General features: G+C 39.0%; 21 protein-coding genes, 1 rRNA gene and 2 pseudogenes. 10 read left to right on the top strand and 14 right to left on the bottom strand.

Annotated elements, in window-relative coordinates; genetic code table 11:
• Positions 1-37: 37 nt before the first annotated feature.
• The 3 genes from J582_RS19860 to pdxA are packed head-to-tail and all read right to left on the bottom strand — an operon-like array spanning position 38 to position 2,697.
• Positions 38-877 (bottom strand): symmetrical bis(5'-nucleosyl)-tetraphosphatase, encoded by an 840-nt coding sequence (locus J582_RS19860; protein WP_031983529.1) that lies wholly within the window; start codon positions 875-877, stop codon positions 38-40.
• Positions 878-1,690, bottom strand: a complete 813-nt coding sequence (gene rsmA / locus J582_RS19855) for a 16S rRNA (adenine(1518)-N(6)/adenine(1519)-N(6))-dimethyltransferase RsmA (protein WP_002048699.1) — start codon at positions 1,688-1,690, stop codon at positions 878-880. It abuts the gene before it with no gap.
• 23 nt (positions 1,691-1,713) lie between these two features.
• On the bottom strand, positions 1,714-2,697 hold the full coding sequence (gene pdxA / locus J582_RS19850) for a 4-hydroxythreonine-4-phosphate dehydrogenase PdxA (protein WP_031983530.1): 984 nt from the start codon (positions 2,695-2,697) through the stop codon (positions 1,714-1,716).
• 173 nt (positions 2,698-2,870) lie between these two features.
• On the opposite strand from pdxA, the gene rplM reads away from it, so the two are divergent.
• The 9 genes from rplM to J582_RS19805 all read left to right on the top strand — a co-directional run bounded on the left by rplM (position 2,871) and on the right by J582_RS19805 (position 8,363).
• Positions 2,871-3,299 (top strand): 50S ribosomal protein L13, encoded by a 429-nt coding sequence (rplM, locus tag J582_RS19845; RefSeq protein ID WP_002048731.1) that lies wholly within the window; start codon positions 2,871-2,873, stop codon positions 3,297-3,299.
• Between the two features lie 12 nt (positions 3,300-3,311).
• Positions 3,312-3,698, top strand: a complete 387-nt coding sequence (gene rpsI / locus J582_RS19840) for a 30S ribosomal protein S9 (protein ID WP_002048725.1) — start codon at positions 3,312-3,314, stop codon at positions 3,696-3,698.
• 170 nt (positions 3,699-3,868) lie between these two features.
• Entirely contained in the window at positions 3,869-4,522 is a 654-nt protein-coding gene (locus tag J582_RS19835) for a glutathione S-transferase N-terminal domain-containing protein (protein ID WP_031983532.1), read from the top strand.
• A gap of 6 nt (positions 4,523-4,528) precedes the next feature.
• A complete protein-coding gene (locus J582_RS19830; protein WP_004711892.1) occupies positions 4,529-4,957 on the top strand; it encodes a ClpXP protease specificity-enhancing factor in 429 nt (142 codons plus the stop codon).
• A 17-nt stretch (positions 4,958-4,974) separates the two neighbouring features.
• On the top strand, positions 4,975-5,631 hold the full coding sequence (locus tag J582_RS19825) for a hypothetical protein (protein ID WP_002048692.1): 657 nt from the start codon (positions 4,975-4,977) through the stop codon (positions 5,629-5,631).
• A 340-nt stretch (positions 5,632-5,971) separates the two neighbouring features.
• Entirely contained in the window at positions 5,972-6,331 is a 360-nt protein-coding gene (locus J582_RS19820; RefSeq protein ID WP_001096608.1) for a hypothetical protein, read from the top strand.
• 85 nt (positions 6,332-6,416) lie between these two features.
• On the top strand, positions 6,417-7,382 hold the full coding sequence (locus J582_RS19815; protein WP_000377059.1) for a hypothetical protein: 966 nt from the start codon (positions 6,417-6,419) through the stop codon (positions 7,380-7,382).
• An 8-nt stretch (positions 7,383-7,390) separates the two neighbouring features.
• On the top strand, positions 7,391-7,951 hold the full coding sequence (locus J582_RS19810; protein WP_000586671.1) for a GTP-binding protein: 561 nt from the start codon (positions 7,391-7,393) through the stop codon (positions 7,949-7,951).
• On the top strand, positions 7,944-8,363 hold the full coding sequence (locus J582_RS19805) for a roadblock/LC7 domain-containing protein (protein ID WP_000949092.1): 420 nt from the start codon (positions 7,944-7,946) through the stop codon (positions 8,361-8,363). The genes J582_RS19810 and J582_RS19805 overlap by 8 nt, the downstream gene beginning before the upstream one ends.
• A gap of 51 nt (positions 8,364-8,414) precedes the next feature.
• Here J582_RS19805 and J582_RS19800 read toward each other — a convergent pair whose 3' ends face one another.
• From J582_RS19800 to J582_RS19775, 6 genes are read right to left on the bottom strand one after another with little or no spacing between them, the layout of a single operon-like run.
• On the bottom strand, positions 8,415-10,355 hold the full coding sequence (locus tag J582_RS19800) for an acetyl/propionyl/methylcrotonyl-CoA carboxylase subunit alpha (protein WP_032048454.1): 1,941 nt from the start codon (positions 10,353-10,355) through the stop codon (positions 8,415-8,417).
• A gap of 20 nt (positions 10,356-10,375) precedes the next feature.
• On the bottom strand, positions 10,376-11,212 hold the full coding sequence (locus J582_RS19795) for an enoyl-CoA hydratase/isomerase family protein (RefSeq protein ID WP_031983561.1): 837 nt from the start codon (positions 11,210-11,212) through the stop codon (positions 10,376-10,378).
• A gap of 24 nt (positions 11,213-11,236) precedes the next feature.
• Positions 11,237-12,385, bottom strand: a complete 1,149-nt coding sequence (locus J582_RS19790) for an acyl-CoA dehydrogenase family protein (protein ID WP_031983560.1) — start codon at positions 12,383-12,385, stop codon at positions 11,237-11,239.
• 42 nt (positions 12,386-12,427) lie between these two features.
• Positions 12,428-14,041 carry an acyl-CoA carboxylase subunit beta gene (locus J582_RS19785; RefSeq protein ID WP_032048453.1) on the bottom strand — a complete coding sequence of 538 codons (1,614 nt, stop codon included), beginning with the start codon at positions 14,039-14,041 and terminating at the stop codon, positions 12,428-12,430.
• A gap of 11 nt (positions 14,042-14,052) precedes the next feature.
• Positions 14,053-14,964 (bottom strand): SDR family oxidoreductase, encoded by a 912-nt coding sequence (locus J582_RS19780; RefSeq protein ID WP_002048713.1) that lies wholly within the window; start codon positions 14,962-14,964, stop codon positions 14,053-14,055.
• A gap of 20 nt (positions 14,965-14,984) precedes the next feature.
• Positions 14,985-16,790, bottom strand: a complete 1,806-nt coding sequence (locus J582_RS19775; protein ID WP_032048452.1) for an acyclic terpene utilization AtuA family protein — start codon at positions 16,788-16,790, stop codon at positions 14,985-14,987.
• Positions 16,791-16,975: 185 nt separating this feature from the next.
• On the opposite strand from J582_RS19775, the gene J582_RS19770 reads away from it, so the two are divergent.
• Complete coding sequence (locus J582_RS19770) at positions 16,976-17,575, top strand: TetR/AcrR family transcriptional regulator (protein WP_031983556.1); 600 nt, start codon at positions 16,976-16,978, stop codon at positions 17,573-17,575.
• A 32-nt stretch (positions 17,576-17,607) separates the two neighbouring features.
• Here J582_RS19770 and J582_RS19765 read toward each other — a convergent pair whose 3' ends face one another.
• The 5 genes and pseudogenes from J582_RS19765 to rrf form a co-directional block, all read right to left on the bottom strand.
• Positions 17,608-18,771 (bottom strand): acyl-CoA dehydrogenase family protein, encoded by a 1,164-nt coding sequence (locus J582_RS19765; protein WP_031983554.1) that lies wholly within the window; start codon positions 18,769-18,771, stop codon positions 17,608-17,610.
• Between the two features lie 136 nt (positions 18,772-18,907).
• Positions 18,908-19,472 (bottom strand): annotated as a pseudogene (locus J582_RS0105025) (DUF4256 domain-containing protein).
• A gap of 20 nt (positions 19,473-19,492) precedes the next feature.
• Positions 19,493-19,843 carry a GFA family protein gene (locus tag J582_RS19760; protein WP_016805145.1) on the bottom strand — a complete coding sequence of 117 codons (351 nt, stop codon included), beginning with the start codon at positions 19,841-19,843 and terminating at the stop codon, positions 19,493-19,495.
• Between the two features lie 128 nt (positions 19,844-19,971).
• A pseudogene (locus J582_RS0105020) lies at positions 19,972-20,367 on the bottom strand (DUF2007 domain-containing protein).
• Positions 20,368-20,519: 152 nt separating this feature from the next.
• Positions 20,520-20,634 (bottom strand): 5S ribosomal RNA (rrf, locus tag J582_RS19755).
• Between the last annotated feature and the right edge of the window lie 241 nt (positions 20,635-20,875).

The raw sequence follows: 20,875 nt of genomic DNA, 5'->3' as shown, positions 1-20,875 counted from the left end.
TTCGAAAATAAAAAAGCCGCTTTTGCGGCTTTTTTTATTACATCACAGGGTTAACTACTGAAAATATTTGCTGATCTTCAAGACGGTAAGCAATTAAGTTCTTACCCCACACACAACCACCATCAACATTTTGAATATGATCACTAATAGTTCTGCCTTCTAAAGCAGCCCAATGTCCAAAAAATATTTGATGTGTCTGTGCAGCTTTACTTGGAAATTCAAACCAAGGTAAATAACCTTCCGGCATTGGTGCATCTAAAGTATCTTTAAAACTAAATTCCAAAGTACCTTCTGCATTGGTCAAACGCATACGTGTTAAATAATTAGTAATGCAGCGTAGACGGTCATTACCAGTTAAGTCATCTTTCCAAAGATCCGGTTTCCAACCATACATTTCAGCCAAAAAAGCATCTAGCACAGACAGATCATCATCTGCTAATACCGCTTCAACTTCTTTCGCTACCGCAGCCGTTTTTGATGCACTCCAAATACAAGGTATACCAGCATGCGTTAGCACAGTTTGTTCATTTGGAAATAAACATAATGGTTGTTTACGCAGCCAGTCGATGAGTTCATCACCATCCACAGCATCAATAACGTCCTGCGTACGATCTTTTTCTTTAATTTCTTTAAGACCACGAGCACAAGCAATGAGTGTTAAGTCATGATTACCCAATACTGTAGCGGCAGCCCCTCGATCGGCTAGTTTCTTAATGAAACGCAGTGCACCTACCGAGTTCTCCCCACGTGCAACCAAATCACCAGCAAACCAAATAAAATCCTGATCAGGATCAAAACGTATTTCTTTTAGTAATGCTTTGAGTGCTTCAAAACAACCTTGCACATCTCCAATTATATAGTTATAACGCTTGGTCATTTATGCCACCATTTGATCTGCCAAAGCTACGAACTCAGCAAGTGTCAAAGTTTCTGGACGAGCCATTGGATCGACTCCTGCTTTTTCGAAGCCATCTTCAGCTAACATACCTTTAAGACTATTTCTTAGAGTTTTACGACGTTGAGTAAATACGTGTGCAACCAAACGAGCTAAAGCTTTCTCATCTTTCGCAACAATCGGTTTTTGTTCGTAAGGAACTAAACGGAATACAGCACTGGTCACTTTTGGTGGTGGATTAAATGCGCCGGCAGGTACTTCAAATAAAAATGTAGGCTGGCAATAATATTGAATCATTACCGATAAACGGCCATATTCTTTTGTATTTGGCTCAGCAGTAATACGTTCTACCACTTCTTTTTGCAACATGAAATGCATGTCTTTAACTTGACTACCAAATTCCAAGAGATGAAAAAGTAATGGTGTAGAAATGTTATAAGGCAAATTACCAACAACGCGTAATGGGCGGCCATCTTTTACAAGTTGGCTAAAATCATATTTTAATGCATCAGCTTCTACGATAGTTAAACGTTCTGGATGTGGTACACGTTCTGGTAAGCCTGCTGCTAAGTCACGGTCTAACTCAACTACAGTTAAAGCTTCACACTCTCCAATTAAAGGAGAGGTTAAAGCAGCCAAACCTGGTCCAATTTCAACAATATTGTCGCCTGGACGCGGATTAACAGAGCGTACAATTTTGGCAATGACTCGCTGATCATGTAAGAAGTTTTGACCAAAACGTTTACGAGCTTTATGCCCTTCATCTTTCGGGTTTAGGGCATTAATTTGATACATAGAACATTTCCAACATGAAAAATTTAACTCGCTGCCAACGATAAAGCTAAATCGACAGCGACATTTAAACTTGAGCTTTTTGCCAAACCTGTCCCAGCTAAAGACAGAGCAGTACCATGATCGACTGAAGTTCGAATAAACGGTAAGCCCAATGTGATATTAATTGCTTCACCAAAACCTTGTGATTTTAGCACAGGTAAACCTTGATCATGGTACATGGCAAGAACAGCATCGGTATTTTTAAGGTGATCAGGAGTGAATAAAGTATCTGCTGGCATACTTAAACTGATTTTAATGCCTTGAGAGCGGTAAGTTTCAAGAACCGGATTAATCGTATCAATCTCTTCATGTCCCAAGTAACCATCTTCACCTGCATGAGGGTTTAATCCACACACTAATACTCTTGGATCATTAATTTTAAACTTGGTTTTTAAGTCATGAAGTAAAATGTCTATCACTTGATGTAAGCGTTGTTTGGTAATTGCATCGGCTACCTCTCTTAAAGGCAAATGTGTAGTCGCTAAAGCTACCCGCAAGTTTTTTGTTGCGAGCATCATGACAACACGCTCTACACCAGCGAACTCTTGATAATATTCAGTGTGACCACTAAATAACATACCTGCATCATTAATGACCGATTTTTGTACCGGCGCAGTAGCCACACCTACACTTTTACCTGACATTGCATAATCAGCTGAGCGACGTAATTGTTCTAATACATAAGCTGCATTAGCTGGGTTTAATTGGCCATCGATGACTTCTGTTTTTAACGCGACGTGCTCTATATAAAGTTCGCCTTGCAAACATGATTCAGCTTGCCCTGTATACTCTAAAAACTTAATGTCCATGCCTAGCTTTTGAGCACGTTGTTGCAATAAATTTCGGTCAGCCAAAACAACAATCGGACGCTCATCAATGCGTTCCGCCAGACTTAAGCAAATATCTGGACCAATACCAGCAGGCTCACCGGAAGTGATATATAAAGGCAGCACAATCACCCCAGACATATAACAAGAATTTGTTTCATTTTAACATATCTGCCATTCATCAGTTTATGTATTAAATTATCTAACTTAAACTGGATTTTTCTTGTGACTTTGAGCAAACTCGTTTAGAATGCTCGCTCCTTTTGTTTGGACAGATTCCATAGTCCAAACCAACTATAATAGGTAGTGGTTTAATGAAAACTCTCAGCGCTAAGCCAGCTGAAGTTCAACATGACTGGTATGTTGTTGATGCTTCTGGCAAAACTTTAGGTCGCCTTGCGACTGAAATCGCTCGTCGTTTACGCGGTAAGCATAAAACTTCTTATACTCCTCACGTTGACACTGGCGATTACATCGTTGTGATTAATGCTGAACAAATTCAAGTGACTGGTAACAAATCACTTGATAAGAAATATTATCGCCATACTGGTTTCCCTGGTGGTATCCGTGAGACTAACTTCGAGAAGTTAATTGCTCACAAACCTGAAGCTGTTCTTGAAAAAGCGGTTAAAGGCATGTTACCAAAAGGTCCTCTTGGTTATGCAATGATCAAAAAAATGAAAGTGTACGCTGGTACTGAGCATCCTCATGCTGCTCAACAGCCACAAGTTTTGGACATCTAAGGGATACAGCACATGGCTACTAATTATGGTACAGGTCGCCGTAAGACCGCAACTGCACGTGTTTTCTTGTCAGCTGGTACAGGTAAACTCGTTATCAACAACCGTACTTTAGAGCAATATTTCGGTCGTGAAACTGCTCGTATGGTTGTTCGTCAACCTTTAGAACTTTTAGAAGTTACTGAAAAGTTTGACCTTTACATCACTGTTAAAGGTGGTGGTATCGGTGGTCAAGCTGGCGCGATCCGTCACGGTATTACTCGTGCGCTTATCGCTGCTGACGAAACTTTAAAACCTGTTCTACGTCAAGCTGGTTTCGTTACTCGTGATGCTCGTGAAGTTGAACGTAAGAAACTTGGTTTACGTAAAGCTCGTAAACGTCCTCAATTCTCTAAACGTTAATTCGTTTACCGAATCGGACAAAAAGCCTTGGTTATCCCAAGGCTTTTTTATTACTTATTCATTTTAAGCATGAGCGAAACAGATAAATATATGAAACTCTATCTATGGCACCGTGATTTCCACTCATATTTTTAGTATTCTAACCGATTCACACAACCATACTTTGTGATATGTCGGTCGAAAACACTTCAATTCAGGGAATTACCCTTTACAGCCATGCTGATGATTTCCGTTCTCACTGGATCCGTTTTTTATTGGCAGAAAAGCAAATTAAATATCAATTGATCGTAACTGATCATGAAGATGAGGATTTAGCGAGTCTAAACCCTTATAACCAATTACCAATGCTACTTGAGCAAAACCTCAAATTATTTTCCGCTCCAATTATTGCTGAATATCTCGATGATCGATATCGTCAGAGCAAGCTTTACGCTGATGCTCCTATGGCACGTGCAGAACAACGGCAATACATTTGGCGCCTTGAAAATGATTGGTTTAAATTGGCCGATCATATGCTCAAACATGCAGATACTTTAAATGTAGAACAAAAGCAAAAAGCGCAAAAAGAATTACGTGATACCTTAATTTCTCTTACTCCCCTATTTCAGCATTTCCCTTATTTTATGTCCGAAAATTTTTCAATTTTGGATTGTATGCTCGCCCCAATTTTTGTGCGGCTTAATAGCATGGGAATTAATTTACCAAAGCAGCAGTGTCGGCCTATATTTTTGTACTGTAAACGTATCTTTAGCCGCCCTTCTTTTGTTAAATCAATGACGCCCCAAGAGAAAACCCGTTACAATGAACAATTAAATATGGAATAGTGTGATATGTCTGAGCAAACTATTGAATTAACCCCTACACGTCCTTATCTTGCTCGCGCAATCTATGAATGGATTTGCGACAATCAACTCACCCCTTATTTACTCGTTGATGCAACACAACCACATACGGATGTACCACAACAATTTGTGAAAGATGGCCAAATTGTTTTAAATATTGTGCCCCATGCTGTACATCAACTGCTTATTAGCAATGATGCCGTAACCTTTTCAGCACGTTTTGGCGGTGTTTCTAAAGATATTTATGTCCCTATCCAAGCTGTTTTGGGTATTTATGCACGTGAAAATGGACAAGGTTTATTCTTTGATCCAGAAGAATATGCCAATGTAGCGCCTGTAGAAAATACGCTAGACTCTGAAGCACAAGAAACAAGTGAACCAACCAAGAAAAAGCCAACATTAAGAATTTTAGATTAATTTTAGAGGAATAAAGTATGGCATTTGATTTAGTCCAATACTTTGCTGAGCAAATAAAAATTCAAAAGCCTCAGCTTTTAAATCAATATCCAGCCAATGAGAAAAATAAGCTGATTGATGAAGTGAATGTGCTCACTCTTGGAAAGTTAATTAGCTTATGGCGTCAAGACGACAATAAAATTTACAATGAAATCAAAACAGCCGATCCATTATATATTCAAGAAATAGCGCGTCATTTAACAACTTCTAAGCACAATCAGTCGATTTTAAAAAATGCCGAACTTGAGCAAAGTATTTCAGAAATTTTGACCTTACAGTTAACAGAGCTGAATCAACTTGATGAAACTGGAGGTTTCGGACAGAATGGTTTAAAAGAGCTCATTTTAGGGCAAGTTGAACATTTATCAGGTCAGGCTGAGGATTGGGTTTGGTCAACAAACCACCTAACAGAGCTCATTGGTTCTAAACCTGTTGAACAAGAAGAGCTATCATTGGATGCAACAATGAAGGAGTTTAACCAAATGGTTCACCAAGCCCAACCGCATCATGAAGAATTACACATCGAAGAGCAACCTATCGAAACTTTTATTCCGGCATGGTCAAAAGTTATCGCACCTCTTGTTGCTTTAGCTATTTTAGGTTACCTATATTGTATTTATACACATCTTATTTAATTTTATTATAACTATTTAAAAGAGGAACTTATAGTTCCTCTTTTCTATTTAAACAAACATAATTTATCAACAAATATTGTTTTAACATTCTATTACAATTATTAAAATTAATAATAGAAATTATATAATGCAAACATGAGCACAGTATTAAATGTTTAATGTAAAAACAATCTTATAATATTTTTTATAAGATGACATTTTTGGTCACTTATTTACTAAAACAACAATTTTGAAATTTATTTGATTTATTGACTTCAACTTGAGTAAAAATATAATGATTTTTAACTACTTTTAAGGAAAAAGTAGTAATTATAACTTTATAATCCTGAGAGATAAAAAAATGGCTAAACTTTCTTTAGATAGCTTAACTGAAATTGATGGTTTTATTGCATCTGCACTTGTTGATTCAGAAAGTGGTTTATCACTTGCTACACAAGGCGGTGGGGATATTGATTTAGAGCTGGCAGCTGCTGGAAACACAGAAGTCATTCGCGCAAAACGAAATGTAGCTAACGCATTAAAATTAAATGACAATATTGAAGATATTTTAATTACATTAGGGAAGGCTTATCACTTAATTCGTCCTTTAGAAAGTAATAATAATTTATTCCTTTATTTAGTACTTGATCGCGCCAAGTCGAATTTAGCCATGGCTCGTCATGAGTTAAAGTCCTTTGAAAAAGAGCTCGATTTTAGTTAATTAATTTAAGCTGTGCTCTTTATACTTAATATAAAGAGCACATATAACATTACAATATTACTTAATAAAAATTTAAAATGATACTATGGATAGCCATTGCATAAATATTGCAGTTTCTGGTTTAAGCTTAAAAGTTTCAGACGAATTAAAAATCTTAATCCGTGATTTGATATCTAATCAATATGGAATTAACTGGGTTAACATTTCTAGTAATCAGATTGATTTATTAATTATTAATGAAAACTTTTTTGATGCTGACAATATTCAAAATATTCTTAATAAGAAAAAATTTCCTTATTTAAAAATTACAAAAACACCTTTAGAAAATGGAGGCACTATACACGAACATACCTTACACTACCCTTTAGAAAAAACAGAACATCTCCGTTCATGGTTACAAGCAAATGTATTATCTCTTTTAAAACATACTGATGTTCGTTCCAACTCAACTTTATTAAATGAAATATCTATCATAGATGAGCAATTTATAAAAAATTTGCATAGCTCTGAAAATATTAAATTACATTTATTTGATGACAAGGGTACCTTGGCAATTATTGATAATAGAACTCAAATTGCTTGGTTAGAACCTTCTCGTCAAAAAACACAGACCAATATGAGTTTTAACTTTACCTTTGCAAAAACATCAGACTTTACTAAGGTTTCTCGTAAAAAGGATTATTACTTACAGGATTGGTTGTGGAATTTAATTTGGTGTTCAAAAGAATTTGAGAATTTAGCGTCAGCTGATGGTTACTTTAAAATTAATCATTGGCCACAACCCTATCAAAAAGAATATAGAAAAGTAAGCCTACAGCTCTCTGCCTGTTTTATTCAGGGAGCAAAAGTCACTGAAGTAGCTAAACAACTCAACCAACCTATCGATGTTGTTCTACGCTTTATTACAGCATGTTTAATGGCAAATAATGGGCAATATGTTTCCGCGAATAAGTGTTTTTACACGCCACAGACTCATTCAGAAAACTTAAATACAGAAAGTCATTTTTTAAAAAATTTTATAGGGAAAATTCGACGCCGTTTTGGCTTTTAAGGAACACTATGATTATTCAACAATATAAAATTGTCTTCGCAGGCAGTATGGGGGCTGGTAAAACAGAAGCGATCAAATCGCTATCTGAAATTCCAATTTTAGAAACAGAAGCATTTAATACTGATGTACAAAGTCACCAAAAATCACAAACAACTGTTGGGATTGATTACGGCGAAATTACTTTAGATGATGGTATTAAAATTGGGCTATATGGAACCCCTGGACAAAGCCGTTTTGATTTTATCTGGTCAGTTATTTGTAAAGGTGCGATTGGTATTATTCTTCTGTTAGATCACAATAGCTCTACTCCAATTGCTGAATTAGAAAGTTACTTGGAAACCTTTAAAAATTATAATGATAATATTGCGATTGGTATTACGCATATTGATGAAAATAAAGAATCTTCACTCCAACAGTATCGAAACTGGTTAGCAGAAAACGAACTTCAATATCCACTATTTTTTATTGATGCAAGAGAACAAGAGCAAATTTTAATGATGGTTGAATCATTAATTGCATCACTTGAAGTTAAGGTAGGCGCAACATCTCAAGGGAAAGATCATGCTTAGTATTCCAGTTCAAAAACGAACCGCTCCAACACAATTGCTACAACTTGCAAAAAGTGAAGCCCAAAAAATTCTTATGAATACACGTGGTGTAGACTTTGTCATGATTTGTTCTTCAGATGGGTTTGAATTGGCAACAGTAAGCCACAAGAACTACCCTAATACCACCAAATTAGCAGCGGTGAGTAGCTCGATTTTGGCCATGGTCAGTGCATTTTTAAAAGAGATTCAACTAACTGGCTGTAATAACATCACATTAGATGCAGACAATGGCAAAGCCATTTTAACAGCTATTCCTGCTCTCCATCATCCGATGGTTATGGTTACCCTAAGTAATAGAGATGTACTTTTAGGGCAGCTGCTTTATAGCCTAAAAAAAGCAAGCCAAGTGATTGCAGAGGCAGATGGAGAATAACTCTTAAACTGCTATAAAAAAATACCGCCCAATAAGAGCGGTATTTTTCAATTAAGTTTGAATAGTAAATAGCATTTGCCGTTTTTTGACTTGTTGACCCTGTTGCCCTAACACATCTTCAACTACACCATCTACATCAGCTTTAATCTGCTGCTGGATTTTCATAGCTTCAAGCACTAGTAAGGTTTGACCTCTCACCACTTGATCGCCTTTATTCACCAGAATATTAACCACAGCACCATCCATTGGTGCACGAATTTTGCCATCTCCCGCTACATCGGTAGCTTCTGGCGCAGCATAGGTCACATTGCGTATCACAATATTACCGTTATCTCGGTCTAGATAAAGTTGATCACTATCTAATACATACTGCACACGGCGACGAATACCATCAATTAAATAAACTAGGTACTCTGACGTTCTCTCAAGCACATCAATACAAACTGATTGATCACAGAACTGAGCCGTAAATGTGTTATTTACAGATGAAACCTGCAATTGAATTTGCTGATCGGCAATTTGTAATTTTAACGGTAATGGCACACCAAGCCCAGTTTGCCACACCGCAGTACCTTTATTTTGGCTAAATAATGCCGCAGCAATCGCTAAAGTTTCTAAAGATAAAACTTGATGGTGTAAGCTCGGATCATTTTGGAAGTGCTGTTGGATGAATGCAGTATTGGTATCCCCTCCAACAACAACTGGATGGCGCAGTAAATTGACCAAGAACTGTTTATTACTATTCACTCCAAGTAAAACACTATCATCGACTGCACGAGCCAGTAAGCGAATCGCATCCTCACGGGTTTTACCGTATGCAATCACCTTTGCTACCATCGGATCGTAAAATGGACTGACTTCATCAGTTGCCAACATGCCATGATCGATTCGCACATTTGGCAAAGTTGCAGGCTTCCAGCGTAAAACCTTTCCTGTTTGTGGTAAGAAATCCTGACGTGGGTCTTCTGCATACAAGCGCACTTCGATCGCATGTCCATTGAAGTTCAACTCCTGTTGCTTTAAAGGTAAATGCTCACCATTCGCCACACGCAGCTGCCATTCAACTAAATCTAGCCCTGTAATAAGCTCAGTGACCGGATGTTCTACCTGCAAACGGGTATTCATCTCTAAAAAGTAAAATGCACCCGATGCATCAAGCAAAAACTCAACTGTACCTGCCCCGACATAAGCACATGCTTTTGCCGTTGCTACAGCTGCCTCGCCCATTTGCTGACGTAGTTCAGGCGTCATGACTGGACACGGCGCCTCTTCAACTACTTTTTGATGGCGACGTTGGATCGAACAATCACGCTCAAACAAATACACATAATTGCCGTGAGTATCACCAAAAACCTGAATTTCGACATGACGCGGAGCAATAACTGCTTTTTCTAAAATAAGCTCCCCCGAACCAAAAGCATTTTCAGCTTCTGAACGTGCAGTTTGCAACGCCTCAACCAATTCAGATGCTTGTTGTACCAAACGCATGCCACGACCGCCGCCACCCGCAGAAGCTTTGACCATAATTGGAAAGCCAATTTGCTCGGCTTGAGCTGCTAAATATTCGAGATCTTGTCGGTCACCTTCATAACCCGGCACACAAGGGACGCCCGCCTCAATCATGGCAATTTTTGAAAGGCGTTTACTGCCCATTAACTCAATTGCAGAAGCGGTAGGTCCAATAAATGTAATCTGGTTGTCGATACATGCCTGAGCAAAATCAGTATTTTCTGACAAAAAACCATAACCGGGATGAACAGCATCTGCCCCTGTTTTTTTGCAGGCTTCGATAATTTTAGCAATGGAAAGATAAGACTCCGATACTTTAGATGCCCCAATGTAAACAGCTTCATCTGCTTCTTGCACATGACGAGCATGACTGTCTGCATCGGAATAAACTGCGACAGTTTGGTAACCCATTGCCTTGGCTGTTTGCATAACTCGAACTGCAATTTCACCACGATTGGCAACCAGTATTTTTGAAAATTTCATTATTTTTTTATCCTTATCTTTTATGACTCATCGGCCCAATTTGGTAACCTTTTCTGGATAAAAGCCATCGTTCCTTCTTGACCTTCAGCTCCACCAACCGCTTGGGCAAACTGCTGAGCTGCATCATTGAGCAATTTATTTAAAGGCTCATTGAGTGTTCGATGTAACAATGCTTTGGTCACACGCGAAGCTTGAGGAGCTGCTCGTTTAATGTGTTGAATGGTTTCCTCTAAAGCTTGTTCAAGTTCAATTTCATTATGTGCAATTTGATGAACCACACCGACACTCAGTGCCGTATGCCCTTCAAAACGCATGCCGAGTAAAGCAAGTCGGCGTGCTTGAGTCAGGCCAATACGTTTCACCACAAAAGGAGCAATTTGCGCAGGAATTACGCCAAGCCCAGTTTCAGGTAAACCAAACTGAGCATTGTCACGACTAATTGCAACATCGGAAACACATGCCAGCCCAAAACCTCCACCTAACACCGCGCCTTCTAAAATGACCACAACAGTTTGCGGTGCAGCTTCAACTTGCTCAAGCATGGCACCAAAACGGCGGTTAAAGTCAGCATAAGGTTGTAGACTACCGAAATGAGTTGCTTCAACGCGTAAAGCAGCCATGTCTTTAATATCCCCACCTGCACAAAAAGTCCCGCCCTCACCACGAATGATGACTGCACGAATTGAAAGGTCATCGCGAATGGCAGTAAAAACTTGCTGTATTGCATTAACCATATTCAAGTTCATGGCATTACGGCTCTCTGGTCGGTTGAGCCAAAGGTATAAAATACTGCCGTCTTGTTCTAATTGAATGCTGTCATCAATATCTATAGCTTGTAGAGATGCTGAAAGCGTCATGGCTTACCCCTTATTTTATTTCTGTTATTTTGGCAAGATATCCATCAACTTACAGATAATCCCCAGCATAATCTCATCTGCACCACCGCCAATAGAGCCTAAACGTCCGTCACGATACAGCTGTGAGGCTGGATTATCCCACATAAAGCCATTGCCACCCCAATATTGCAGACAGCTATCAGCAACTTCACGAGTTAAACGTCCAGCTTTGAGTTTTGCCATAGATGCCAGCTTGGTCACATCTTCACCTGCAATATGCTGTTCACACGCTTGGTAGGTTAATGCTTTAAGTGCTTCTATTTCAGTCATGAGTTCAGCAAAGCGGAAGTGAATATATTGGTTATTAATAAGTGGCTGACCAAACGTCGTACGCTCTTTGGTATAGGCGATAGTCTTTTGGATTAAATTTTCCAAACCACCAATAGCATTAGCACAAGCCCATAAACGCTCTTCCTGAAATTGCATCATTTGCATCATGAAACCCATACCTTCAACCCCCACTAAGTTACGCTGCGGTACACGGACATTGTCTAAATAAACTTGCGCTGTGGTGGTTGAACGCATCCCTAATTTATTAAGTGGCTCGGAAAAACTAATCCCTTTAGTTTTTGCCGGCACAATAATCATCGACTTGTTGACGTGTGGTTTATCGTCAGATGTATTGGCTAAAAGACAAAAGAAATCGGCTTGCAATGAGTTAGTAATCCACATTTTGCTGCCGTTAATGACATAGTCATCGCCATCTTTTTTTGCTGTTGTTTTAATAGCAGCAACATCCGAACCAGCATGCACTTCCGATACTGCAATTGAGGCAACATATTCCCCAGCAATGGCTGGTGTTAAAAACTCATCGCGTAATTCTTTACTACCAAAACGGGCCAAAGCAGGTGTCGCCATATCGGTTTGTACACCAATGGCCAAAGGCACCCCGCCGCAAGCCGCATATCCAATTTCTTCTGCAACCACAAGGTTATAGGAATAATCTAACGCTAAACCGCCATTTTCCTCAGGCTTACAAATCCCTAATAAACCAAGATCACCCATTTTTTTAAATACGTCGTGGATCGGGAAACGCCCTGCTTCTTCCCATTCGGGAATATGTGGATTCAGCTCATTTTGAACAAATTGACGCGCTGTACGACGTAATGCTTCATGTTCGGCAGTAAATTTCATGGTGTTCTTCCTATTAATTTTTTTAATTACGGTAAAGGTTGATTAAAAACGGGACACACCAAAACGGGTCGGATTCAACTCACGTTGCTGTGCTTCATAAATGGTTTGTAAAAGGAAAATTAATAATTTTCGGGTATCTCGCGGGTCAATAATGCCATCGTCATGAAGCATAGCTGTATTGAAAAGCGCGGTAGATTGCTGCTCTAATTTCATGGCCGTACTTTGCTCAAGAAAATCGAGCATTTGCGGATTCGGTTCCTGACCGGAGGCTTTTTGTTTTCCTTCAGCAACAATACGCAGTACCTTTCCAGCCTGTGCAGCCCCCATTACAGCAACATGCGAATTTGGCCATGCAAAAATAAAATCTGGCGATAAACTCCGACCACACATTGCGTAGTTACCCGCACCATATGACCCTGCCACAACGATTGAAATTTTAGGTACAGTACAATTGGCAACCGCTTGAATCAGTTTTGAGCCATGCTTAATAATGCCATTTTGCTCGGCATCGGTTCCCACCATAAAGCCAGTAGTGTTATGTAAGAACAATAACGGGCGGTTAGTCTGTTCACATAAGTGAATAAACTGAGCTGCTTTTGCTGCTCCTTGAGGGGTAATCGGACCATTATTGGTAATAATACCGATATGCAAGCCTCCAATTTTTGCCCAGCCACATACCGTTAAATCATCATATTCCTGCTTAAATTCTAGAAAATCTGAATCATCAATAATGCGTGCAACCACTTCTATCATATCAAATGGTTGTTTAGGATCACTTGGGATAACACCCAATAGTTCCTCGGTATCGTAACGAGGCTCTTTATAAGTCACATCAACTGGTTTGATTTGCTCTTTCCAGTTCAGGTGTTCAAAAATTTCACGTGCCATCCGAATACCGTCAGCATCATTTCCTGCTAAGTATTCTGCTGTTCCAGCAACCTGCGCATGCATTTCTGCCCCGCCCAACTCTTCAGCTGTTGCCACTTCGCCAGTGGCAGCCAAGAGTAAAGGGGGACCTGCAAGAAGCATCTCGGTTTGTTTGCGTACTACAATGACATAATCTGAAAGACCTGGTTGATAAGCACCACCTGCCGTTGCATTACCATGCACCACTGCAAGCTGTGGAATACCTGCTGCAGACAAACGTGCCTGATTGGCAAAGGTCATACCACCATAGGTAAATACTTCAGCAGCATAATTTAAGTTAGCGCCCCCACTTTCGGTCAGCGTAATCAGCGGGAGTTTTTGTTCTAAGGCAATTTTTTGTAAACGCAAAGTTTTTTGTACGCCCATAGGAGACATGGTCCCGCCCTTAATTGCACTATTACTTGCAGAAACTAGACAACGCACACCACTGACAAAACCAAGGCCGGCAATTACTCCACCACCTGCTTCGGAACCATCCTTGTCATCATGCATGTTGTAGCCAACCAAACCACAAAGCTCAATAAAAGGCGAATCAGCATCGAGTAATAACCGCACACGCTCATGCGGCAGAATCTTGCCCTTTTTATCGAATTTCGGTTTAGCAGCATACGATTTATCAATGCTTTTTTGCTGAATTGCACGGACTTCACTCAGCTGAGCAAGTAGTGCCTCTTTATTTTTTTGATACTGTTCACTACCAACAGCAATTTCGGATTGGAGAATGGTCATTTTTTTATTCCTCACTCCAAACCTAAACTATTGTTTTGTTCGGCTTTCTCAGTCTTATCTTTTTTAAAAATTTCAGGAATAAACGCGCGATGGAAACCATTATAAGACTGACTATTTGTCGCTTCGGCTAGTGGATACATGCGTGTCCCTTGCGATGCAGCGCCATCAATACGCAAAGTTACACCTGACACAAAAGCCGCAGCATCTGACAGTAAATAACAAATCGCCGATGAAACTTCTGATTCAGTTCCCATACGTTTTAGCGGTACATTGCCAGCAAGACTTGGAATAATCACTTTGGCAAAATCACCGCTATAATTATCCATACCGGATGACACGATCCAACCCGGTGCAACTGCATTTACACGAACACCAGATTTCCCCCACTCAACCGATGCCGTTTTAGTTAAGTTATCAACCCCTGAACGCGCAGCACCAGAATGTCCCATTCCCGGCATGCCACCCCACATATCAGCAGTCATGTTGACAATACTGCCACCATGTTTTGCCATCCATTGGTTATAAGCTTCACGCATTAGGTAAAAAGTTGCGTGTAAATTATTACGCACGACTGCATCGAAACCATTCGCCGAAATATTCTCTAAAGCTGACGGGAACTGGCCACCCGCATTATTTACCAAACCATCGAGTTTGCCGAATTTCTCAATCACTTCAGCAATCATATTTTTCACTTGTTCTTCTTCACGGTTATCACAAACAATAAAATGAACCCGACCACCATCTTCTATAATTTCTTGGCTTACTTTCTCTAATTTCTCAATTTTTCGTCCTGTAATCACCACTTGAGCGCCGAGAGCCGCAAGCTCATGTGCAGTACAGCGTCCAATTCCTGAGCCCCCACCTGTCACAATAATGACTTTATTAGCAAAAGCATCTGGTCTAAAAATTGATTGATAACTCATCTTTGTTTCATCCATTCATTTTATTTTTCTAAAAGATGTGCCGGAACTTTAACAGGCATATCCAATAACTGTTGGGCAAAGGCTTTACCTTGCGGATCAATACGCAAGCTTGCAACACCACCACCACCTAAGGCATTCTCCAACATAAAATTCAGTGCATTTAAACCCGGTAACTCATAACGAATTACTCGCCCTTTCTCAGCATCCAAGACATGTTGCATATAGCTTGCAACAGTCTGTTCAGTTAGTGCTGCACGAATCCATGGTAAATAATCTGCTTTACGTGCAATCACACCAATATTGCTATGATTACCCTTATCACCACTGCGGGCATGCGCAATTTCAATCAAAGGAACTTCAATTTCATCTCCTTGATAAATTGCATTTTCACCTGCCTTTAAAGTAGGCAATTGCTCTGTAAAAACTCCTTGTGGAATCTCAACTGGGTAGCGTTTTCCTTCAAAATCGATTTCGACACTTACCTGATTTTTATCTATTAAAAATGAAAATAACTTAATCACTGGAGATGCTTTTGGTCGGCCTCCAACAATTCCTGCCAAGGCTGGAGCCATACCTGTTGAAGCTTGTGCAATTTCAGATGCAAAGAACATACATGCTTCTTTAAACATGTGTTTTACAGCTATTTTGACCACTACTTCACGACTACTTAATGTTTGGGCATGTTCGCCATAAGTACTTTCAATACCTAAAATTTCAACAGACTTTTCACTAAATGGCGGCACTGAGCGCATTGCTAAAACACGTTCGCACTTAGTCAAAATCGCATCAGCAATAACTTGTGCTTTTTGTGGTGCCTCACGACCTGCAATTAAGAAACTTACTAAAACCCGATAACCATCAGGATAGGTCGCGCTGACTTTATATTGTGTAGTCGGAGCTTGTCCTTTTGCGCCCGTTACACGAACCCGATGCTCCCCAACTTGCTCTAAATGCACGTGGCTGAAATCAGCAATTACATCAGGTAGTAAATATGCTTGAGGATTACCTATTTCATAAACAATTTGCTCTGCAACTGTAGCAGTAGAAACCAGACCACCTGTACCTTGAGGCTTAGTTACAATAAATGAGCCATCCTCACTCACTTCAACCACTGGAAAGCCCATATTGTCGAAGCCCTGCACCAATTGCCAATCGGTAAAGTTACCACCCGTACATTGGGCACCACATTCAATGACATGACCTGCTAATGAACCTTGCGCCAATTTGTCATAATCATCGAGCGACCACTGATATTCATGAAGCAACGGTGCAAGCACCACAGCAGAGTCAACCACACGACCCGTAATCACAATATCGGCACCTAAGTCTAAGGCGTCACGAATAGCAACCGCGCCTAAATAAGCATTACTGCTCGCTACCTGTTGAGGCAAAGCTTCTCCGCTAAACATTTCTTGAATATTCTGTGATTTTAACTGCTCATGTTTTGGCAAAAGATCATCACCTAACACCACAGCCACTTTCAGATCTAGACCATACTCTTTAATAATTTTTTGTAAGGCATCCCGACAAGCTAATGGATTAACACCACCGGCATTACTAATCACTTTAATCTTTTTTTCAGCAATTTTTTTCAGCAAAGGTGCCATGACTCGGCTGACAAAGTCTAAAGCGTAACCATGTTTCGGTTCTACCATCTTCGCTTTTGCCATAATCGACATGGTAATCTCAGACAAATAATCAAAAACCAAATAATTAATATCGGTCAAATGCACTAACTGAAAAGCGGCAGTATTGGTATCTCCCCAAAACCCAGAGGCACAACCTATTTTTACGACTCGATGATCATCCTGCTGATTATTTGCCATTTTATTTCTCATTATTTTGTCTAAAAATCAGCCTCAACATTACCAAGCAAGCGCTTGGTTTGTAAAGCGCAAAATGTTATTGTGATGTTGACCAAATCTTCCAAATTCAGAAAACAATCTGAAATGTGATGAAATTTAGAGAAATTTCCGTTATGGATTTTTAGATAAGGGAACAAACTGAACACATGATTGCCACTTCAATTGAACAAATTCCAAATATTTCTTGCTTTGACGATAGCCCGCGTGGTCGTTTATTACGGGGGGCTGCCTATTTATTTCACAAGCAAGGCTATGACAAAACGACTGTACGTGAACTTGCTCAATTTATTGGAATTCAATCGGGAAGTTTATTTCATCACTTTAAAAGTAAAGATGACATCCTCGCTCATGTAATGGAGGAAACCATTATTTACAATCTTGCTCGTTTAGAAGAGGCAGCAAATCAATCTACTGATCCAGAACAACAATTACGAGCCCTTATTAAAGCTGAGCTTATTTCAATTACTGGCGATACAGGTGCAGCCATGGCTGTGTTGGTTTATGAATGGTTTGCTCTGTCAAAAGAAAAGCAAAATTACCTGTTAAAAATGCGTAATGAATATGAGCAAATCTGGCTCGACATCATTGAAAATTTACGCACACAAGGCAAGGTAAAACATGATGCCTTTATTTGGCGAAGATTAATTGGTGGTGCAATATCATGGACTGTAACTTGGTATAAGTCTGAAGGCAAAGTCAAAATTGATGAGTTAACTGAAATGGTCTTGGAGATGGCTTTGAAATGAAAAAAGGTGGCTCAACGACCACCTTGTAAGAATTAATAACCCAGCTGTTTGCTAATTAAATCTTTCATAATTTCTTCAGCACCACCACCAATCATATTGACCTTCACTTCACGGTAAATACGTTCCGACTTGGTACCACGCATAAAGCCCATACCACCTAACGTTTGTACAGCAGCATCAGCACAAAATTGCATAGTACGAGTCGCAACATTTTTAAGCATTGAAATTTGAGCCACTAACTCAGGCCCTTGTAACTTTGGCTGAGTCATTTTCCAAGCTGTTTCTTCAAGTAATGCCCGTGTTGTGGTTAATTGCGTTGCCATATCTACCAATTTATGACGTACCACTTGATGATCAATTAATCGCTTACCAAAAGTTTTGCGTTGCTGCGCCCACTCTAAAGCTTCTTCATAACAGACTAATGCATAGCCATAAGCGACTACTCCCAAGAAGAAACGCTCCATATTAAAGTTATTCATAATAACTTTAAAACCGGCATTTTCTTTGCCAAGTAGATTTGATGCAGGTACTCGTACTTGATCAAAATGCAAATGTGCCGTATCTGATGCCCACCATCCCATTTTCTTCAAAGGTGTTTTAGTAATACCTTCACTAGGTGCATCAATGAGTAACATTGAAATGCCTTCTGCACCCGTTTTTGTCGGATCAGTACGCACTGCAACTGTATAATAGTCTGCACGAATTCCCGAAGTAATAAAGGTCTTCTCACCTGAGACAATATAATAATCCCCTTCCCGAACAGCTTTAGTTTGTAACGCTGCCACATCAGACCCCCCACTTGGTTCTGTAATTGCTAAAGCAGAAATTTTTTCACCGGAAATAATCTCTGGGAGGACTCTAGCCTTTAATTCCTCACTTCCAAAATGTTGAATTGGAGGGGCACCAATTGTATGCACCATGAGTGAAGTATGTACTCCGCCAGAACCCGCCTTTGCCATTTCAATACCAGCGAGTAATGAATAGAATGGATCTGCATCTGGAATACCACCATATTCTTCAGAAAAACCTAGACCCAATAGGCCAATTTCAGCAGCCTTTTTATAAAGCTCTCTAGGAAATGTCTCGGCCTCATCCCACTCATTAACAAAAGGTGCCATTTCTTTTTGCACAAATCGACGAACATTGTCAGCAAAAGCAATGTGTTGTTCATTATAGTAAATTGGGTTGAGTTGCATATTTAGAAATGTCCTGAAGTTTTTATTTAATTCCTGAACATATCTTGTCATGTTTACTGTTAATCAAAAGTTGCAAGAATCTTCAATTTCTTGGCATAAAACATCAAATAGAATTATTTTTATTTAAGTACCACACCTATATTTTTAAACAACAACGAAAACCACGTACAGCATAATAAGACTGTGCTCCATTATGATAAATGAAGACTCGGCCATAACGACGATCAGCAAAAAGTGCTCCACCCAATTTACGAATCTCGACTGGGGTTGCGAGCCAACTCGAAGTTTTAAGATCAAACTCTTCAATTTGCTGTAACTGACGATAATTGCTCTTCTGTTAAAAGCTCAACTCCCATTTCATTAGCAAGATCTATTGCACTGTTTTTAGGAGGATGATCTTTTCTAGATTCTAAAGCCTCACGATCATAGCAAAGGCTTCTACGGCCTTTTGGGGTTTCAGGAGAACAATCTACAAATAAATACTGATCTTTCTGCTGGTCAAAAACAATAACATCTGGCTCTCCTCCAGTATTTTCCATTTCTTGCAATGCCCATAGTTTGTCTGGAGATTTTATTAATTTATCCCGTATATTCGACCAATCGATTTCTTTATGACGATGTGTGTTCTTTTCAAATCTCGCCTTTAATAGTTCAAGCAGTAAATCTAATTGTGTTGAAGTTAACTGTTTTTTAGTGTTCATTGATAAACCCCTAATAGCGATTAAACTGAACGCCCATCAAAATAATTTATTTTTATCTTATCTAAGTCAATACCATCTATACATCGTACATTAATCGCAAAGATTGAATTACCTTGATTATCTATACCTTGGGCATATGGATGAATACCACAATTTTTACAGAAATGATGGTTAATCACATGTTTATTAAAAGTATAGTTCGCCAAAGTATCAGGAGTGCCTAAAGTAACTTTAACTTGATTAGTCGGTAGAAACCAAAGTAAAGATCCTTTCTTTTGGCAAATGGAACAATTGCAAGATAAAACTTCTGTTAGCTCACCTTCTACGACAAACTTCACCTGTCCACAATGACAACTTCCTTTATATTCCATAACATTCTTCCTTTTATAATTTTTTATAGTTTTATAATACCCTCTATTGTAGATCATTTTTTAATCTTATTTTAGATTTGGGCCTTCTCTTTATAAAAACTTTAATAAATTAAGATAATAGATAATTATTAGTTCCAAAAATATTGGCATTGTTTACATCTATTACCATTTTTAAAAGAAAATAAAGGTAAACCTAAGAACATAAGTGCCATAAAGGCTGATTTTTTTCTTTTTGTGTAAGGTTCAATATCATAACTTCCGCAGTTAGGACATCATCCTTTATTTTTTCCAAACTCTTGCTCTAAGTCTTCACTAAAATCTTTTTCAAGAAGTGTTTTCGCATCATTGAGGTCTTTTTCTAGTACTAATAATCGGACTCCTCCCAATGCATTTGAATAAAACCAGTCCATATTAATTGTATGTTCATTTTCAATACGAACGGGAATTCCAAAAGCCTCTAATTGAGTCTTTGCAATTTGTGCCTCATAAGGAAATAAAAAAGTTTTAACTAAAATCCATTGCATATACATATTAAATTTCTAATTAGGTGAATAATTTTAGATTAGCTTTATTTTTTTATAAATTGAATTAAATTTAATATCTAAAGCATTAGACATAAAATCCCCACACAATAAAAAAACACCCCCAATTTTAGTTGGGGGTGTTTGGAATAATGAGCTGGCGATGACTTACTCTCACATGGGTAACCCCACACTACCATCAGCGCTAAGAGGTTTCACTTCTGAGTTCGGGAAGGGATCAGGTGGTTCACTCTTGCTATGGTCGCCAGCACAACTGTTTATGGATACTTGCTTTGGTCTTATTGACTGCCGAAGCGTTTTCCAAATCTTTACAGACTGGGCTGATTGAATCTGACTGTGTTCATTTTATCTAGTGGAATAACTAAATCAAGTTATAAATAGATAAAGCTTGAATCGATTGATGCTTTATATACAACTGCTTGGGTGTTGTATAGTCAAGTAATTAAGTGCATGTGGTGGATGCCTTGGCAGTCAGAGGCGATGAAAGACG

This window comes from Acinetobacter sp. 1566109 (assembly GCF_000582255.1).
Taxonomy (GTDB): Bacteria; Pseudomonadota; Gammaproteobacteria; order Pseudomonadales; family Moraxellaceae; genus Acinetobacter; species Acinetobacter nosocomialis.
Note: the sequence above shows the minus strand (reverse complement) of the source record. Positions and strands in the feature narration are given on the sequence as shown.